This window comes from Geomonas silvestris (assembly GCF_014193515.1).
Classification (GTDB): Bacteria; Desulfobacterota; Desulfuromonadia; order Geobacterales; family Geobacteraceae; genus Geomonas; species Geomonas silvestris.
The window spans coordinates 139494-157525 of sequence record NZ_BLXX01000005.1; the positions used below are offsets into that span (position 1 = coordinate 139494).

General features: G+C 66.6%; 14 protein-coding genes. 12 read left to right on the top strand and 2 right to left on the bottom strand.

The features are described 5' to 3' along the window. Positions 1 to 2: 2 nt before the first annotated feature. A complete protein-coding gene (locus tag GMST_RS10130) occupies positions 3 to 152 on the top strand; it encodes a lmo0937 family membrane protein (protein ID WP_183354535.1) in 150 nt (49 codons plus the stop codon). 36 nt (positions 153 to 188) lie between these two features. Next, a complete protein-coding gene (locus GMST_RS10135) occupies positions 189 to 1226 on the top strand; it encodes a hypothetical protein (RefSeq protein ID WP_183354536.1) in 1038 nt (345 codons plus the stop codon). An 82-nt stretch (positions 1227 to 1308) separates the two neighbouring features. On the opposite strand, the gene GMST_RS10140 is transcribed toward GMST_RS10135, so the two are convergent. Then, a complete protein-coding gene (locus GMST_RS10140) occupies positions 1309 to 3960 on the bottom strand; it encodes a sensor domain-containing protein (RefSeq protein ID WP_183354537.1) in 2652 nt (883 codons plus the stop codon). Positions 3961 to 4426: 466 nt separating this feature from the next. Here GMST_RS10140 and GMST_RS10145 point away from each other — a divergent pair, with 466 nt between their 5' ends. From GMST_RS10145 to bfr, 10 genes are all read left to right on the top strand, one after another. Continuing rightward, complete coding sequence (locus tag GMST_RS10145) at positions 4427 to 7432, top strand: ATP-binding protein (RefSeq protein ID WP_246399393.1); 3006 nt, start codon at positions 4427 to 4429, stop codon at positions 7430 to 7432. 337 nt (positions 7433 to 7769) lie between these two features. Then, on the top strand, positions 7770 to 9287 hold the full coding sequence (locus tag GMST_RS10150; protein ID WP_183354538.1) for a mercuric reductase: 1518 nt from the start codon (positions 7770 to 7772) through the stop codon (positions 9285 to 9287). Positions 9288 to 9388: 101 nt separating this feature from the next. Continuing rightward, positions 9389 to 10090, top strand: coding sequence for a TVP38/TMEM64 family protein (locus GMST_RS10155; protein WP_183354539.1), 702 nt, complete (start codon positions 9389 to 9391; stop codon positions 10088 to 10090). Between the two features lie 88 nt (positions 10091 to 10178). Beyond that, on the top strand, positions 10179 to 11234 hold the full coding sequence (gene pdhA / locus GMST_RS10160) for a pyruvate dehydrogenase (acetyl-transferring) E1 component subunit alpha (RefSeq protein ID WP_183354540.1): 1056 nt from the start codon (positions 10179 to 10181) through the stop codon (positions 11232 to 11234). 1 nt (position 11235) lies between these two features. Beyond that, complete coding sequence (locus tag GMST_RS10165; protein ID WP_183354541.1) at positions 11236 to 12198, top strand: alpha-ketoacid dehydrogenase subunit beta; 963 nt, start codon at positions 11236 to 11238, stop codon at positions 12196 to 12198. An 80-nt stretch (positions 12199 to 12278) separates the two neighbouring features. Then, complete coding sequence (locus tag GMST_RS10170; protein WP_183354542.1) at positions 12279 to 13529, top strand: dihydrolipoamide acetyltransferase family protein; 1251 nt, start codon at positions 12279 to 12281, stop codon at positions 13527 to 13529. An 88-nt stretch (positions 13530 to 13617) separates the two neighbouring features. Then, positions 13618 to 14445: a rhomboid family intramembrane serine protease gene (locus GMST_RS10175; RefSeq protein ID WP_183354543.1), complete on the top strand. Its 828-nt coding sequence runs from the start codon at positions 13618 to 13620 to the stop codon at positions 14443 to 14445. A 162-nt stretch (positions 14446 to 14607) separates the two neighbouring features. After that, positions 14608 to 15237, top strand: a complete 630-nt coding sequence (upp, locus tag GMST_RS10180) for a uracil phosphoribosyltransferase (RefSeq protein ID WP_183354544.1) — start codon at positions 14608 to 14610, stop codon at positions 15235 to 15237. Positions 15238 to 15303: 66 nt separating this feature from the next. Further along, complete coding sequence (locus GMST_RS10185; RefSeq protein WP_183354545.1) at positions 15304 to 16569, top strand: uracil-xanthine permease family protein; 1266 nt, start codon at positions 15304 to 15306, stop codon at positions 16567 to 16569. Positions 16570 to 16867: 298 nt separating this feature from the next. Then, entirely contained in the window at positions 16868 to 17338 is a 471-nt protein-coding gene (gene bfr, locus GMST_RS10190; RefSeq protein WP_183354546.1) for a bacterioferritin, read from the top strand. A gap of 78 nt (positions 17339 to 17416) precedes the next feature. On the opposite strand, the gene GMST_RS10195 is transcribed toward bfr, so the two are convergent. Continuing rightward, positions 17417 to 17854 (bottom strand): PAS domain-containing protein, encoded by a 438-nt coding sequence (locus GMST_RS10195; protein ID WP_183354547.1) that lies wholly within the window; start codon positions 17852 to 17854, stop codon positions 17417 to 17419. Positions 17855 to 18032: the final 178 nt, after the last annotated feature.

Below are 18032 nucleotides of genomic sequence, written 5' to 3' on the forward strand. Positions count from 1 at the left end.
CCATGTTGTGGACCATCGTCGTAATCCTGTTTATCCTCTGGCTTTTGGGGCTGGTAACGAGCTACACCGCGGGTGGGCTGATCCATATCCTCCTGGTGATAGCGGTCATCATCGTGGTCATCAACCTGGTCCAGGGGCGGCGCTCGCTGTAGCCTGCGGCCGTCACCGACAAAGGAGGAGCAGCTGTCATGTTCAAGATGACGCTAGCGTTTCTGGCAGGAGCCGCACTGCTGATGGCGACCCTGCCGGCTGCGGGGCAGGGTCCGGGCCCGGCGCAGGCACCCGCTCCGCAGGGTGCGGGGCGGCAACCGATGGCGCAGCATGCCGGCCTCATGCGGGCCATGATGCACAACCCGAAGCACCTGCTCGCCATGGGCTACCACAAGAACCTGGTCGGCTTCGCCCGGGCGCTCGAGAGGGTGGCGCGCCAAGGCGACACCGTGCCGCGTGACTTCGCCCGGACGGCCGTAACCGAGATGCGCCGCAGCGCGGACCAGATGGAGATCTACCACGAAGAGGCGGCGCGCGACCTGCCGGCCGAGTTGAAGGCGCAGCATGCGGCAATGGCCAAGATGATGGCGGATCACCTAACGCAGATGCGCGGCGAACTCGCCCAACTGGAGGCAGTCACGAAGGCCGACCGCATCGACTCCCGCCAGGTACTGGCCCACCTGGACCCCCTCTTCAAGTGGTGCGCCCAGATGTCGGACGGCGCCTGCCGGGAGGGGGGACGGTTCTGGGGGGGCAGCCGGCATGGCCGGCAGCAGAAAGGAGGCGCCCCGGGGTGCGGCTGTCCTGAGTCCTGCCGCGGGGAGTGCAACTGCCAGGGGTGCCGGGACTGCGGGGGAGCGGATGGACCGCGGATGTCGCAAAAGCATCGCCAGATGGTCGAAGCGTTCAAGAAACAGGATGTCGAGATTTCCCGGCTGGTGGACCAGTTGAACCGGGCCCCCAAGGAGGCGCAGCAGGCGATCATGGTTGATATTCTCACCCGGATCGTTCGGCAGCACGAGGCACTGGCCCCCCACCTCACGGGGACGGCGCAGGGCCAGAGACTGGGGGAGGCGGCCGGAAGCCCGACGCTCACCGTACCGGACCAGGAGGACCTCGACGGGGGGGATGACGACTACGGGATGGAGAACGAGGACTTGAACCCGGGCGACCCCGACCCAGACGACCTGCAGCAGGACGAAGGGATGGAGCAGCCCGATCTTCCTCCGCACTGACGGCCCACCTGCCGCGATGAAAAAAAGGCTGGTGCCGGGAAAACCTCCCGCACCAGCCTTTTTTTATCTGCCCTTAGGCGACCTAGTGCCAGTTCGTGCTCACCGTGTCGGCGAAGGGCTGGGAGCCACGCTGGAGCAGGGCGGTCATCCCCTGGGCCGGCAGCGGCCTGCTGAAGTAGAACCCCTGCGCCTCCTCGCCCCCCTCGGCCTGCAGCCAGGCGAGCTGCGAGGCGTTCTCCACCCCCTCGGCGATCACCTTGAGCTGCATGCTGCGCCCGATGTTCAAGACGGCGCGCACCACCGCCATGTTGTCGGTGTCCTTGGCGATGTTGCGGATGAAGGACTGGTCGATCTTCAGCTTGTCCACCGGGAGTTTCTTCAGGTAGCTGAGGCTCGAGTAGCCGATGCCGAAGTCGTCGATGGAAAGCTGAAGCCCGAGCGCCTTCATGGCCGCCATGCTCCCCAGGACCTGCTGGGGGTCGCTCATGATGGTCGCCTCGGTCAGCTCGAGCTCCAGGCTCTCCGGCGGGATGCCGGTCTGCACCAGGGCCTTCTCGATGGTCGCCTCGAAATCGGCGTGCTGGAAGAAGCTCGCCGAGAGGTTGATGGCGCTGGAGGCCTGGAGCCCCTGGTCGCGCCAGGACTTGAGCTGCCGGCAGACCGTGTCGATGATCCACTTGCTGATCGGGGTGAGCAGGCCGCTCTCCTCGGCGATCCCGATGAAGCTCTCCGGCGCCACCAGGCCGCGCACCGGGTGCTGCCAGCGGATCAGCGCCTCCATGCCGCTGAACTCCCCGGTGAGGATGTTCACCTTGGGCTGGTAGTAGAGCACGAACTCGTCGCGCTGCAGGGCCCGGCGCAGGTCGGTCTCGATGGTGAAGCGCTCGTGGGCCAGCTCGTTGAGCCTCTTGGTGTAGAAGTGGAACCCCTTCCCCCCCGCCTTCTTGGCCTGGTACATGGCGAGGTCCGCGTTCTTGAGGAGGGTGAGGTAATCCTTGCCGTCCTGCGGGTAGAGGCTTACGCCGATACTCGCGTTGATGACCGCGCTGCTCCCCTCAAGCGAGAACCCCGCGATGATCTGCTCCGCCACCAAGGTGGTCTCCTCCACGCCGCAGTCCCACAAGACGATGACGAACTCGTCGCCACCCAGGCGCGAGACGATGTCGCAGGGGCGGGTGCATTCGGTGAGTCGCTGCGCCACCGACTGCAGGAGCCGGTCCCCCACGTCGTGCCCCAGGGTGTCGTTGATCTGCTTGAACCCGTCGATGTCCAAAAAGAGCAGCGCCATGTTCCGGTTCGCCTTCTGCGCCACCGAGATCACCTGGTCGATCCGGGCGTAGAGGGTGCTGCGGTTGGGGAGGCGGGTCAGGGGGTCGTGGTGGGCCAGGAAGAAGATGTTGTCCTCGGCGAGCTTCAACTCGGTGATGTCCATGATGAAGCCGTCCAGCCGGGCGATCCCCGCCTCCTCGCCCTCGAGGCGCTGCACCGCGCAGTTGTTCAGGAGCCAGCGCTCCGAGCCGTCCTTGTGGCGGATCCGGTGCCGGATCGGGGGATGGCTCTTGCCGGAGAGGATGTGCCCCAGGAACTCGTTCACTAGCGCGCGGTCCTCGTCGTGGATCATGGCGAACCACAAAAGCGGGTCGCGGTAGTACTCCTCGGGGGTGTAGCCGGTGATCTCCAGGCACTTCGGGCTGTGGTAGATCGAGCTGATCACGCCGTTTTCGAAGCGCACGCTGTAGACGTACTCGTTGATGTTGTGCACGATGGTGCGCCACTGCTCCTCGCTCTTGGCCAGGGCCTCCTCGGCGCGCTTGCGCGAGGTGACGTCGCGCAGGTCGCACTGGATCACCCGGGTATCCTCCACCTTATAGCTGCAGCCGACGAAGTCGACATAGAGGTGGCGCCCGTCCCTGGTGCAAAGGGGGAGCGCCTGGTAGCGCAGCTCGCCGCGCCGGTTCAGTTCCGCCAGGACCTCCTGCTCGGAGCCGGGGCCGGAGAAAAAGCCGATCTCGTAAAGGCGCCGGCCCAGGAGTTCCTGGCGGCTCAGCCCCAAGAGGGCGAGCCCCGCCTGGTTCACCTCGGTGATGAGTCCGCGCTGTGCGTCGAGGATCAAAAGGCCGTCCTTGGCCGACTCGAAGAGCTGCCGGTAGCGGGATTCCGAGACATCGAGGGCCTGCTGCTCCTGGAAGGGGGAGAGGTCCTGGACGGCGATGCTGCACTCGGCCGCGCCGATCGAGGCGGCGTCGATGCGCGCCGGGAAGGCCGCCCTGCCGTTACCCCGGATCGAGACCTCGCAGCTGAAAGGGTGGCGCTCCTCGAGGTTTTGCCGCAGCAAGGCAGCGAGGATCGGGGCGGTGTCCTGGGTGAGGAACACCGAGAAGGGGAGCCCGATCAGACCCGGGCGCTCCACCCCGAGGAGCCGGGCCCCGGCCAGGTTCACCGAGCTGATCAGGCCGTTGCCCGTCAGGGTGAAAAGGGGGGCGGGGGCGCGGTCGAAGCGTTCCTGGCAGCGCTCGAGGGCCAGGTCGCGGTGCCGGGCCTCGGGTTCGCGCAGTGCTGCGGCCAGCAGTTCCAGTTCCGCCTGGCGCTCCTCCAGGGGGCCGCACCGGCCGGCGAGATCACACCGCCCCCGGGCCGGGCGCCTTGGTACCGCGGCCCCTTTCTCGCCGGTTGGCAGTCCCTTCACCTCGGTGGTCGATCCAACGTCCGGTACCTCAGCAGATCCCTTTGCCATGTGCTCTCCCGCCGCGCCGGTAGCACTCCCGGCAGTTATCGCCTCTGTCCACGCGCCGTGGCCTCAGCACGAATACGGAAATGATATCCCATTTCAATAGAAAACGGCCACGCTTTTCTCCGTCCGGCGTGCCCCCCCAGCCGAGCCCGGGGAGGCCCTGGCCGAGGGCGATCACACCTTTAGAGGGCTCCTGGCAAGGTGAGCGTGTGCCGTGGCGCCCTCACCTTTGGCTTTAGCGGACCAGGAGAGACCTTCTCGCTGCGGCTGGGGAGGATCTTGCTCTGCTTAACCGGTTCTGCGCTGGAAAGAGTCCCGACCCAAAAAACGAGCTGCCGTCTCCGTACCAGTAGTCTGGTGCCTAATGTAGGATTTTCGCGTACAATCCATTGCCTTTTTTCTCAAGTTTTGGGAGAATGCTGCGATAATAGGAGCAGCAGATTCATCAACCGGCACCGGCAGGATCACCTTGACCCCGAGCATCGCACAGATTAAATACCGCGTCAGGTGCGGTGTCGGTCTCATCCTCGCGGCCGTACTCGGCATCTCGGTCTGGAGTATCGTCTCCGAGCGCGCCAACACCCTGCGCGCCGCCGAGAAGCTCGCATCCGGCTACGTCCGCGCGCTCGCCGAGCACAGCCAGAGCGCCTTCTCGGAGGCCGACTCGATGCTGAGGGTGCTGCAAAGGGAGATCGAGCGTTCCGGCGGTCTCGAGCGGGTGGATCACGACGAACTGCTCCGGGAGATGCGTGACCAGGTGAGCCAGGTGCCCCAGATCGGCTCCCTGTTTCTGGTCGACAGCGCCGGCGTTTTGCGCCTGAACTCCGGAAGTGGCCCCCACCAGAGAATCAGCATCGCCGACCGCGACTACTTCAGGACCTACCTGGAAAACCCGCACCTTGGGCTCAGCATCAGCAAGCCGATCCTAAGCCGCTTGGTGCACCGCTGGCGCTTCAACCTGATGCGCCCGCTGAACCCTCCCGGGACCCCCTTCGCGGGGCTGGTGGCCCTCGGGTTCGAGACCAGGTTCTTCAGCAGCTTCTTCTCCCAGGGGACCCTGGGGCCCAGGGGGCGCGTGGTGCTGATCCGCGAGGACGGCGTGCCGCTGGTCTACGCCCCGTACCGGGAGGACGGCTTCAAGCTCGACTTCACCAAGTCCACCCTGTTTCGCGAAAAGCTCCCCAATTCCCCGACCGGCGTCTACCACGTGCGTAACGCCCTCACCTTCAAGCAGCCCTACATCGCCGCCTACCAGCGCCTGGAACGCTACCCGGTGGTGGCCCTGGTCACCCTGCACGAAGGAGACGTGCTGGCTCCCTGGGCCCGGAAGGCGGCCACCCAGATGAGCCTCATGCTGGGGCTGTGCCTGGTCTTATTGGTCCTTACCTGGTTCTTTTTCCGGCACCTGGACCGCCTGGAGCTGGCGCTGGTCACGGTGAGCGACCAGCAGCGCCAGCTGGAGATCAAGGCGGAACAGATCGACTCCGCCAGCGAGGCGATCCTGCTTTTGGACCTCGAGGGGCGGCTCACCCAGTTCAACCACGCCCTTTGCGGCATGACCGGCTATCCGGCCCACGAGCTGTTGGGGCGGCACCTGCACGAGATAGAGCCTCCCGAGTACGCCCGACGGGTCGCTGAGAACCTGGCGCAGCTCAAGCTGCACGGCCAGGCGAGCTTCGAATCCGCCTACCTCACCAAGGCCGGCCAGGTGGTGCCGATCGAGGTCAATTGCCGCCTCATGGAGAGCCAGGGGCGCACGCTGGTACTCAGCATCGCCCGCGACATCACCCAGAGGAAACGCGACCAGCTGAGGGAACAGGCCCGGCGCGACCTGCTGGAGCAGATCGCCAGCGGGGTCGCCCTGGATCAGCTCCTCGAGGGGATCGTGCGCTTCGTCGAGCAGGAACTCCCCGGGGCGCTCTGCTCGGTGCTTTTGGCCGACGAGCGCGGCGAGCGCCTGTGCCACGGCGCGGCCCCCAGCCTGCCGCCGGAGTACAACCGGGCCGTGGACGGCATCGCCATCGCACAGGGGATCGGTTCCTGCGGCACCGCGGCGTTCCTCAGGCGGCGCGTCGTGGTGACCGACATCGCGACCCACCCGTACTGGAAGGGGTTCCAGCCGGCCCGCAACGCCGAGCTGCGCTCCTGCTGGTCCGAGCCGGTCCTCTCGGCCGACGGCGAACTTTTCGGGACCTTCGCCATCTACCACCGCGAGGTGCGCTCCCCCAACGACGAGGAGATCTCGCTCATCGTGTCGGCCGCGCACCTGGCGAGCATCGCCATCGGCCGGGTACGCGGCGAGGAACGGCGCCGCGCGCTCGAGGAGCAGCTGCGCCAGGCGCACAAGATCGAGGCGGTGGGGCAATTGGCCGCCGGGGTCGCCCACGACTTCAACAACCTGCTCACCCCGATCTTCGTCTATGCCGACATGATCCGCAGCAGTTTGCCCGAGACGGCCCCCCAGGTGCGCCAGATCGAGGCCGTGCTCAAGGCGGCGCACAAGGCGGCGGACCTGACCCGCAAGCTCCTCTCCTTCGGTCGCAGGCAGGTGATGCACATGGGGCCCCTCGACCTGAACGAGGTGATCACCTCCTTCGGCGACATCATGCGCACCACCGTGAAGGAGAGCATCTCGCTCGAATTGAGGCTCACCGCCGAGGGGGCCTGGGTGCAGGCGGACCGGGGGCAGCTGGAGCAGGTACTGCTCAACTTCGCGGTCAACGCCCAGGACGCCATCGCCGGAAACGGGGCGATCACCGTGGAGACCGGTCACCTGGTGCTGGACGACGAGTACGCCCGCCTGCACGCAGGGGTGAAGCCGGGGCGCTACGTGCTCCTCGCCTTCTCGGACAACGGCTGCGGCATGGACGAGGAGACCCTGCGCCACATCTACGAGCCGTTCTTCACCACCAAGGAGGCCGGTCGGGGTACCGGGCTCGGCCTTGCCACGGTGTACGGCATCGTCAAACAGCACGACGGCTACATCGAGGTCTGGAGCCGGCCGGGGCAGGGGACCACCTTCAAGATCTTCCTCCCGCTCGCCGAGGCAGCGGCTGGGGGAGCGCCGCTCGAGGAGCGCGAGACGGCGGTGCGGCGCGCCCTGGGCTCGGGAAAATCGATCCTCCTGGTCGAGGACAACGCCCTGATCCGGGACATGGCGCGGGATCTCCTGGAGGGGTACGGCTACCGGACGCTGGTGGCCGGCACGCCGCTTGCGGCCCTGGAGCTCGCCACGGTCCCGGGAGAGCGGATCGACCTTCTGGTAAGCGACGTGGTGATGCCGGAGATGAACGGCCCCGAGCTCTACGAGCGGATCCTGAAGCACCACCCCCAGCTGCCGGTACTCTACATCTCCGGCTACACGGGGAACGTGGTGCTGCACAAGTCGCCCCTTGAGCTGGAAACCGGCTTCCTCACCAAGCCCTTCACCCTCGAGCAGTTCCTGGAGCGGATCCGCGGCCTCCTGGGGGACTGAGGAGGGGGACGCTCCCCAACGAGAAGCTGCCGTCAGGGACGGTCCGGAAGAGGACTGTCCCCGCAGCGATCGCGGCTCTCCCCATTGTCGAAGCCCCTTCCGCCTCACGTTTCCCCCCCGACTCTCTCGCGCTGGACAGCACCGCTTCAGCCGATCCCCGCTTCTGTCAAAGCCTCAACCGCACCTCCCTTAGATCTTCATAGCGACTCACTCTGGCAGGCCCGATCCTGAAGCGGCGAGCTCACCGAGAGCAAACTTCGCGCGCAGGTGTTATCATTTGCCATACCCTGGGAGCTTGAGTCGCTGCTCAGAGAGAGCCGGGGCAGGGGAGGAAGCTATGGACGCGCAGCTCATCGAACCGGACACTCCGGAAAACCGGATCCTCATAGAGAACGTGCACCCGGCGGACTGGGTCAACCCGGAGCCGCGCGGGCGCTACAACCTGGTGGTCATCGGCGCCGGCACGGCGGGACTGGTTTGCGCCGCCGGTGCGGCCGGGCTCGGCGCGCGGGTGGCGCTCGTCGAGCGGCAGCTTTTTGGGGGGGACTGCCTCAACGTGGGGTGCGTCCCCTCGAAGGCGCTGATCCGCACCGCGCGCGCCGCCTTCGACGCCCGCAGCTCTGCCGAGTATGCCGCGCCGGGCGGTGAGGGGGCCCGGGCCGATTTCGCCACCGCCATGCAGCGCCTGCACCGGTTGCGTGCCAAGCTGAGCGCACACGACTCGGCGCGCCGCTTCCGGGACGAGCTCGGGGTCGACGTCTACCTGGGCCAGGCATTTTTCACCGGCCCGAACACCGTGCAGGTGGCCGGCAAGACCCTCGAGTTCAGCCGCGCCGCCCTCTGCACCGGCGCCCGTGCGGCTGCCCCGGACATCCCGGGGCTCGAGGAGGTGGGCTACCTTACCAACGAGACGGTCTTCTCGCTGAGCGAACTCCCGCAGCGGCTTGCCGTGATCGGTGCCGGCCCCTTAGGGTGCGAGCTCGCCCAGGCCTTCGCCCGGCTGGGGAGCCGGGTCACCCTCCTGCAGCACGCCCCGCAGATCCTCCCCCGCGAGGACCCGGACGCCGCGGCCCTGGTGGCGGAGTCGCTCGGGCGCGACGGGATCGAGCTGGAGCTGGGGGTGCGCATCATCGAGGCGAAACGTGAGGGAAGCGAGAAGCTCTTGCGGCTCCAGGGGGGCTCGGGAATCCGGGAGCTGGCGGTGGACGCCATCCTGGCCGGGGTCGGGCGGGCACCCAACCTGGAGGGGCTCGCCCTGGAGGCCGCAAGGATCCGCTACGACAAAAACGGCGTCCTGGTGAGCGACACCCTGATGACCTCGAACCCCCGGGTCTACGCCGCCGGCGACATCTGCTCGGTGCACAAGTTCACCCACACCGCCGACGCCCAGGCCCGCATCGTCATCGCCAACGCGCTCTTCGGGGGCCGGCAGCGCAGCTCGCGGCTCACCATCCCCTGGTGCACCTACACCGACCCCGAGATCGCCCACGTGGGGCTCTACGAGAAGGAGGCGCGGGAAAAGGGGCTCGAGGTGGCGACCTTGACCGTACCGCTCTCCGAGGTGGACCGCGCGGTATTGGACGGCGAGAGCGCCGGGTTTGCCCGGGTACACCTGAAAAAGGGGACCGACACCATCCTGGGCGCGACCGTGGTGGCGCGGCACGCCGGCGAGATGATCGGCGAGCTTTCCCTGGCCATCACCTCCGGGCTGGGGCTCGCCGCCATCGGCAAGACCATCCACCCCTATCCCACCCAGGTCGAGGCGGTACGGAAGCTGGCCGACGCCTACCAGCGCACCCGGCTGACCCCGCTGGTGAAGCGGCTTCTCGCCGCCTGGCTCGCCTGGCAGCGCTAGCCCCGGGGAGCCGGGCCTGCCGCGGCGGTTTGGGGCAGAAAACCCTTGCAAAGCGGGGCGACAACGGCCAAAGTAGCGCGATCATCTCCCCTGGAGTCCCCATGAACCTGAAAAAGCTCCTCCTTGTCGCGGCGGCCCTCGTGGCGGTCGTCCTCTTCTTCTACCTGGACCTCGGCCGTTTCCTCACCTTAAGCTCCCTGAAGGCGAACCGGCAGTGGCTCATCGACTACTACGGCTCGCACGGCGCCATCACGGTGGCGGCGTTCATGGCGATCTACATCCTGCAGACCGCGCTGTCGCTCCCCGGGGCGGCCGTGCTCTCCCTGGCCGCGGGTGCCATCTTCGGCTCGCTGTGGGGGACCCTGTACGCGGTCCTGGCGGCGACCCTCGGCGCGACCCTCGCATTCCTGGTGACCCGCTACCTCTTGCGCGACCTGGTCGCCGCCCGTTTCGGCGGGCGCCTGGAGGGGCTCAACCGGGAACTGGAGAGCCGCGGCCTCAACTACCTCCTCTTCCTGCGGCTGGTGCCGCTCTTCCCGTTCTTCCTGATCAACCTGGCCGCAGGCCTCACCCGGCTCCCCTTGCGCAACTTCGTCCTGGGGACCTTCATCGGCATCATCCCGGGGGGCTTCGTCTTCGTGAACGCCGGCGCCAGCCTGGCCGGCATCTCCTCTCTGCGCGACGTCGCCTCCCCCCGCGTCCTGGGCTCCTTTGCGCTGCTCGGGCTCTTCGCCCTGATCCCGGTTTTCTACGGGAAACTGAAGAGCCGCGGGGGAAACCCGCCGGGCTCCCATTCACATTAAAGCGGCCACGGCCTCGCTTTTGACATCCCGGACCCGTCGTCTACACTCTATCTGGGATGTTAACTGCTAATGAAAGGGCCACCCGTCCATGCCAGAAGAGATCCTCGCCAGTTTTCAGGTCCGCCGCCTGAGCATCCTCGACGAACAGGGTCACGCCGACCCGGAGCTCCTCCCCGGGCTCTCCGACGACGAGCTGTTACGCCTGTACCGGGCCATGGTGCTGGCCCGCACCTTCGACGAGCGGGCCGTCGCCCTGCAGCGCGAGGGGCGGCTGGGGACCTACCCCCCCATCATGGGGCAGGAGGCGGCCCAGGTGGGGAGCGCCCTGGCACTCACCCCCGCCGACTGGGTCTTCCCCTCCTTCCGCGAGATGGGGGTGCACCTCACCCTGGGCTACCCCGCCGTGCAGCTGCTCCAGTACTGGACCGGGGACGAGCGCGGTCAGAAGACCCCCGAAAACCTCAACATCTTCCCCTTCTGCGTGGCCGTGGCAAGCCAGATCCCCCAGGCGGTGGGTGCTTCCTTCGCGCTCAAGTACCGGCGCGACCCCGGCGCGGTCGCGGTCTACTTCGGTGACGGGGCGACCTCGAAGGGGGACTTCCACGAGGGGCTCAACATGGCCGGCGTGTTCCGGCTCCCGGTGGTCTTCATCTGCCAGAACAACCAGTGGGCCATCTCGGTTCCCCTGAAGGGGCAGACCGCCGCGCAGACCCTGGCGCAGAAGGCGATCGGCTACGGCTTCGAGGGGATCCAGGTGGACGGCAACGACGTCTTCGCGGTGTACCGCGCCACCCGCGAGGCGCTGGAGAAGGCGCGGAGCGGGGCTGGTCCCACCTTCATCGAATGCCTCACCTACCGGATGGCCGATCACACCACTGCCGACGATGCGGCGCGCTACCGCTCCCCTGAGGAGGTGGCGCTTTGGCGCAGACGGGATCCGATTCTGAGGCTGGAGCGCTACCTGGCGGGGCGCGGACTGTGGGTGGAGGCCGATGCCGCGCAGGCCCGGGAGGCGGCCGGGGAACTGGTCGATGCTGCGGTGCGCGAGATGGAAGCGCTCCCGGCGCCGGCCAAGGAGGAGATGTTCGACACGATGCTCGCCTCGTTGGGCCCGCGCCAGGCAGGGCAAAGGAAGGGACGCTGACATGGCCCAGTTGAACATGGTACAGGCGATCAACCAGGCGCTCGCCGAGGAGATGGCGCGCGACCAGCGGGTGGTGCTTTTGGGCGAGGACATCGGCCGCGACGGCGGGGTCTTTCGTGTCACCGAGGGGCTCTTCGGGCGTTTCGGCGCCGAGCGGGTCATCGACACGCCGCTCTCCGAATCGGCCATCGTGGGTGCCGCCGTCGGCATGGCTGCCTGCGGGCTGCGGCCGGTGGCCGAGATCCAGTTCATGGGGTTCACCTACTCCGGGTTCGAGCAGCTGGTGGCGCACGCGGCGCGTCTTAGGACCCGCTCGCGGGGGCGCTTTGGCTGCCCCTTGGTGCTGCGCACCCCGTACGGCGGCGGCATCAAGGCCCCCGAACTGCACGAGGAGAGCACCGAGGCGCTTTTCTGCCAGAGCCCGGGGTTGAAGGTGGTAGTGCCCTCCGGCCCCTACACCGCGAAGGGGCTCCTCCTGTCGGCGCTGCGCGATCCGGACCCGGTGCTTTTCCTCGAGCCGACCCGGCTCTACCGCATGCTGCGCGAGGAGGTCCCCGAGGGGGAGTACACGGTGGAGCTCGGGCGGGCGCGGGTGGCGCGGGCGGGGACGCAGGTCACCGTGCTTGCCTGGGGGAGCATGCTGGAGCGGGTCCTGAAGGCGGTGGCGAATTACGATGCCGAGGTGATCGACCTGCTCACCCTGAACCCGTTCGATGCCGAGACCGTGCTCGCCTCGGTGGCCAAGACCGGCCGGGTGGTGATCGTGCACGAGGCGGCGAAGACCGCGGGTTTTGGCGCCGAACTCGCAGCCACCATCGCCGAGGAGGCGATTTTGCACCTGCGGGGGCCGGTTTTGCGGGTGGCGGCACCCGATGTGCCGGTCCCGCTGGCGCGGCTCATGGACCACTACCTGCCGAGCATCGAGCAGGTGAAGGCGGCGCTTGACGAGGTGCTGCGCTACTAGGGGCACCGGTGGAATCCAGTTGATCGGTCCGATCCGTCGGATCGTTCCGATGAAAAGCACCGCAACACAAAGGAGCGCTCATGCCGTTTGACTTCAAGCTGCCCGACCTGGGCGAGGGGATCGCCGAAGTGGAGGTGCGCCAGTGGCTGGTGGCCGAAGGGGACCAGGTCGCCGAGCACCAGCCGGTCCTCGAGGTGGAAACCGACAAGGCGGTGGTCCAGGTGCCGGCGCCGCGCTCGGGTGTTGTCGCGCGCATCCACCGCCGCCCCGGCGAGGTGGTCAAGGTCGGCGAAACGCTGGTGACCATCGCGGAGAGCGGCGCAGATGCGGCCCCGCGCCCCCGCTCGGTCGGCATCGTCGGGGAACTCCCCGATGCCGACGACCTGGCGCCCCCCGCATCCCCCCAGGAATTCGCCGGCCTCGCCACCCCCATGGTCCGCAAGCTGGCCCGCGAGCGCGGCATCGACCTGCGCTTTGTGACGGGAAACGGCCCGCGCGGCTGCATCACCCCTGAGGACCTGGACCGTTTCGAGGCCGTCCGCGAGGGACGGGAGGCGGCGCCGCAACCGATCACCGCCTCTTCCCCACAGGAGTTGGAGCGCCGCAGCGGCGACTGGGAGAGCTTCGGACCGGTGGAGCGGGTCGAATTGCGGGGCCTAAGGCGCGCCATCGCCCGCAACGTGCTCGCCGCCCAGTGCCGCAGCGCCTTCGTCACCAGCATGGAAGAGGTGGACATCACCGAGATCTGGGAGCTGCGCGCCCGCGAGCAGGGGGAGGTGGAGGCGCGCGGCAGCCACCTCACCTTCCTCCCCTTCTTCATCAAGGCGGCCCAGCACGCGCTGCGCGAGCACCCCATGCTGAACGCCTCCATCGACGACGCCACCCAGACCATCATCGTCAAGAAGCACTACCACTTCGGCATCGCGGTCGCCACCCCCGAGGGGCTCATGGTGCCGGTGATCCGTGACGTGGAGAAAAAAAGCATCATCGAACTGGCCCAGGCGATCCAGGAGCTGGGGCGCAAGGCCCAGGAACGCACCATCTCACGCGAAGACCTGCGCGGCTCGAGCTTCACCATCACCAACTACGGGCACTTCGGCGGTACCTTCGCCACCCCCATCATCAACTGGCCGGACGTGGCCATCCTCGGTTTCGGCCGCATCGTGGAACGCCCCTGGGTGCACCGCGGCCAGATCGCCATCCGCAGGATCGTCCCGGTCTCGCTCACCTTCGACCACCGGGTGACCGACGGCGCCGAGGCCGCGCAGTTCCTCGGCAAGGTGCTCCGCTCCCTGGAGGACCCGGGGCTCCTCTTCATCGAAGGGAGCTGAGCGCTGCCGGCTCAGTCGAGAAAAACTCTGTCATTTTATCCGTTTAAGATGTAGAGTGTGCCCCAATCCCACTGGCGAGGAACCACCGATGGCCCAGCGCTCCATACCCTGCCCGCACTGCGGCACCCAGATCGATCCCCGCGAGGACTCCTGCCCCTGGTGCGGCACCAAGCGCCCCAGTCTCTGGGCCCGCCTGACCGGCGGCGGCGCGCGCGGCGACGGCGACCGGTTCGTGAAGGCCATCATCGCTGCCAACGTCGCCTATTTCCTGCTCTCCCTGGTCGTCAGCGGGCGTGGCGAGTGGAGCGCCAACCCGCTCAGTTTCCTCTCCCCCGACCAGCGCAGCCTGATGCTCCTGGGGGCCACCGGTTCGGTTCCGGTCCTCTCCTTCGGCAGGTTCTGGACCCTCATCTCGGCAAGCTACCTGCACGGCGGCCTGTTGCACATCTTCTTCAACATGATGGCCCTGCGCCAGATCGGTCCCTGGGTGAGCGCGGAGTTCGGGGCGAACCGGATGTTCGCCATCTACACCCTAAGCGGCGTGATCGGCTACGTCGCCTCCTGCCTGGCCGGGGTCTCGGTGACCATCGGCGCCTCCGCCTCGGTCTGCGGCCTCATCGGCGCGCTCTTCTACTTCGGCAAGGCCCGCGGCGGCAGCTACGGCGCCGCCGTCTCGCGCGAGGTGAGCGGCTGGCTGATCAGCCTGGTGCTCTTTGGCCTGATCATGCCGGGGATCAACAACTGGGGGCACGGCGGCGGGGTGGTGGGGGGCGTGGTGCTCGCCCGGGTGCTCGGCTTCCGCGCCCAAAGCCGGGACAGCGCAGGCCAGCGCCTGCTCGCCCTGGCCTGCGCCGTGGCGACCGTTTTGGCCCTCCTCTGGGGGGGGCTCCTCGCCGTTACTGTCATCTTCCTCTAGCCGCCTGCCGCGCAGTTCGGGCCCGATTCCCCGAGCTGCGCCGCACCCCGCCGCAACGCCTGCGCTCCCTGCCCCATCATTGACAACGTTTAATCGCAAAACTGCTGAATTCTCTCCGGTTTTAATGTATGGTGTGGCAAAACAACCGTATTGGGGGAGTAGATGAGCGTTCATGAAATTAATCACCCGCTGGTGAAGCACAAGATCGGCCTCATGCGCGAGGCGGGAATCAGCACCAAGAAGTTCCGCGAGCTGACCGCCGAGGTGGCTTGCCTGTTGGCCTACGAGGCAAGCCGGGACTTCCCGCTCGAGGAGCGCACCATCGAGGGGTGGGACGGCAGCCCGGTCAAGATTCAGCAGATCAAGGGGAAGAAGGTCACCGTGGTCCCCATCCTGCGCGCCGGCATCGGGATGCTGGACGGGGTCATGGACATGATCCCGAATGCCAAGGTGAGCGTGGTGGGGCTGGCCCGCAACGAGCACACCCTGGAGGCGCACACCTACTTCGAGCGTTTCGTCGGTAAACTGGACGAGCGCCTGGCCCTCATCGTGGACCCGATGCTCGCCACCGGCGGCTCCATGGCGGCCACCATCGAGATGCTGAGAAAGGCCGGCTGCCGCCAGATCCGCGTCCTCTGCCTGGTGGCGGCTCCCGAGGGGCTCGCCAAGATCACTAAGGCCTACCCGGAGCTCGACATCTACGTCGCCGCCATCGACGAGCGTTTGAACGAAAACGGCTACATCATCCCGGGGCTGGGGGATGCGGGCGACAAGATTTTCGGCACCAAGTAATCTCCCGTCGCGCGGTTCACGCCGATTGCGGTCTGCAGGAAAAATCCCACTAAACGAGGTTCGTGTATGTCGGAAGTCAAAGAGCCGGTGTGGCGCCAAGCGCTCTCCGGCGCCCAGATTCTTTTTGTCGCATTTGGTGCATTGGTATTGGTACCGATCCTTACCGGGATGAACCCGAGCATGGCGCTTCTGGGCGCCGGCATCGGCACCCTCATCTTCCAGGCGGCCACCGGTCGCCAGGTACCTATCTTCCTGGGTTCCTCCTTCGCGTTCATCGCACCGATCATCTACAGCACCCAGACCTGGGGGCTCCCCGCCACCATGGGCGGCCTCTTCGTCGCCGGTTGGCTCTACCTGATCCTGGCAGCCGTGATCAAGCTGCGCGGCGTGGAGTTCATCCACCACATCATGCCGCCGGTGGTGGTCGGTCCGATCATCATGGTGATCGGCCTCGGGCTTGCGAACGTCGCGGTCAACATGGCCATGGGGAAGACCGGCGACGGCAAGGCCGTACTCGTCGAGTACAACACCGCCCTCTTGGTGGCCGCCGCCTCGCTTGCCACAACCGCCGCCGTGGCGACCAAGGCCCGGGGGATCTTCCGGCTTTTGCCGGTCCTCTCCGGCGTCGCCGTGGGCTACCTGCTCTCCATGACGCTGGGCCTTGTCGACTTCTCCAAGATCGCCGCGGCCCCCTGGATCGCCATCCCCAACTTAGTGGCGCCCCAGTGGAACATGTCCGCGATCCTCTTCATGTTCCCGGTCGCCCTGGCACCGGCCATCGAGCACGTGGGCGACGTCGTGGCCATCGGCGCGGTGACCAGCAAGGACTACACCGAGAAGCCCGGCCTGCACCGCACCATGCTTGGTGACGGCCTCGCGGTCTGCTCCGCGGCGCTGATCGGCGGGCCTCCGGTCACCACCTACGCCGAGGTCACCGGCGCCGTCATGATCACCCGCTGCTACAACCCGGTCATCATGACCTGGGCCGCCGGCTTCGCCATCGTGATGGCCTTCTTCGGGAAGTTCAACGCGATCCTGCAGTCCATCCCGGTGCCGGTCATGGGGGGGATCATGATGCTCCTCTTCGGCTCCATCGCCTCGGTCGGCCTCAACACCCTGATCCACGCCCGGGTCGACCTGAACAAGGCGCGCAACCTGGTGATCGTCTCCCTGGTGCTGGTCTTCGGCATCGGCGGCCTGAGCGTCAGCGTCGCCGGGCAGCACCTGCACGGCGTGAGCCTGTGCGGTATCGCCGCCATCCTCTTGAACCTGATCCTCCCCAAGGACCAGGATGCCGTCGAAGAGGACGAAGAACCGGATACCATCGCCTAACCCTCCGGAACCACCTGCCTGACCCAAAGGAGCCTGTCGCCTTGCCGCGGCAGGCTCTTTTTTTCTCCCGCCCCAGCCGCAGATTCAGTTCGAGCTTCAGCTTCCTGCACCCGATTTCTGCTCCCCGCTCCCCCGCTCTTTTTTGGGTTCCGGCGGCCCCGTCGTTGCCAAGGTGGGGGCGCTCTGTATAATGATTAACGTTCTAGAATCTTGTGGGGGCGCTCACCGGACTACCCGGAAGGCCGCGAGGGGCCGCAGGGACAACAACTACGACAATCACCGTGACAAGGAGGTACTCATGAAGGGGAACGAGAAGATGATCGAGCAGCTCAACGTACGCCTGGCCGAGGAGCTGACCGCCTCGAACCAGTACATGGTGCACGCGGAGATGTGTGAGAACTGGGGCTACCAGCGGCTCCACTCGGTTCTGCGCGGCCGGGCCATCACCGAGATGAAGCACGCCGAGAAGCTCATCGAGCGCATCCTCTTCCTGGAGGGGAGGCCGATCGTCAGCAAGCTGAACCCGATCAACATCGGCTCGGAGGTCCCCAAGATGCACCAGTTCGACCATGCCCTCGAGGAGAGCACCATCCGCGGCTACAACGAGAGCATCCGCATCGCCGTCGAGCTGGGAGACAACGGCACCCGCGAGCTGCTCAAGTCGATCCTCACCCAGGAGGAGGAGCACATCGACGAGATCGAGGCGCACCTGGACCAGATGGCCCAGATGGGGGTCCCGAATTACCTGGTGGATCAGGTCCGCTCCTGATCCACCAGCTGCAGCGAAACGAAAAAGAGCGCCAGGGATTTTCCCTCGCGCTCTTTTTTTGTCCCCGGTCCGGTCCGGCTAAGGCATGGCCTCCAACTCGGCCAGCCGCTGGCGCAGGGCCTTCTCCTTTTGCCATTTGGCGGTGACGTTCCTCATGATAGCGGCGGTTCCCGCGATCTCGCCGTTGGCATCCCGGATGATGGTCATCGAGAACTCGGTGGAGATCCGGCTGCCGTCCTTTTTCAGCGCCGGGGCCGCCAGGAGATCCTTTGCGTAACGGGTCACCCCGGTCTGCATCACCTTGGCGTACCCTTCCCAGTGCCGTGCCCGCTGGTTCTCGGGGATGAAGATGTCGAGCGACTGCCCCAGCGCCTCCTGGGCGCTAAAGCCGAGCATCTCTTCGGCTCCGCGGTTCCAAAGCCGGATCAAGCCGGCACGGTCCGAATAGATGATGGCATCGTTGCTGTTCTCTATCAGCTGCCGGTGGAGATCGTCCAGAGATAATGCTGCTTCCATGCTCGCCTCCTCACAAGTTTTCCCCAAGGATAACACAGTATACGCGCGGCGTCCCGATCACCTGGCTCTCGCCGCTGTCTCACCGGATACGCCTTGCCGGTTGAGAGAGTTGAACGATTAGCCTGCTCTCACGAGACAATTTCTAAAGCGCGCGAATATTTTGCCGATACTGTTTACA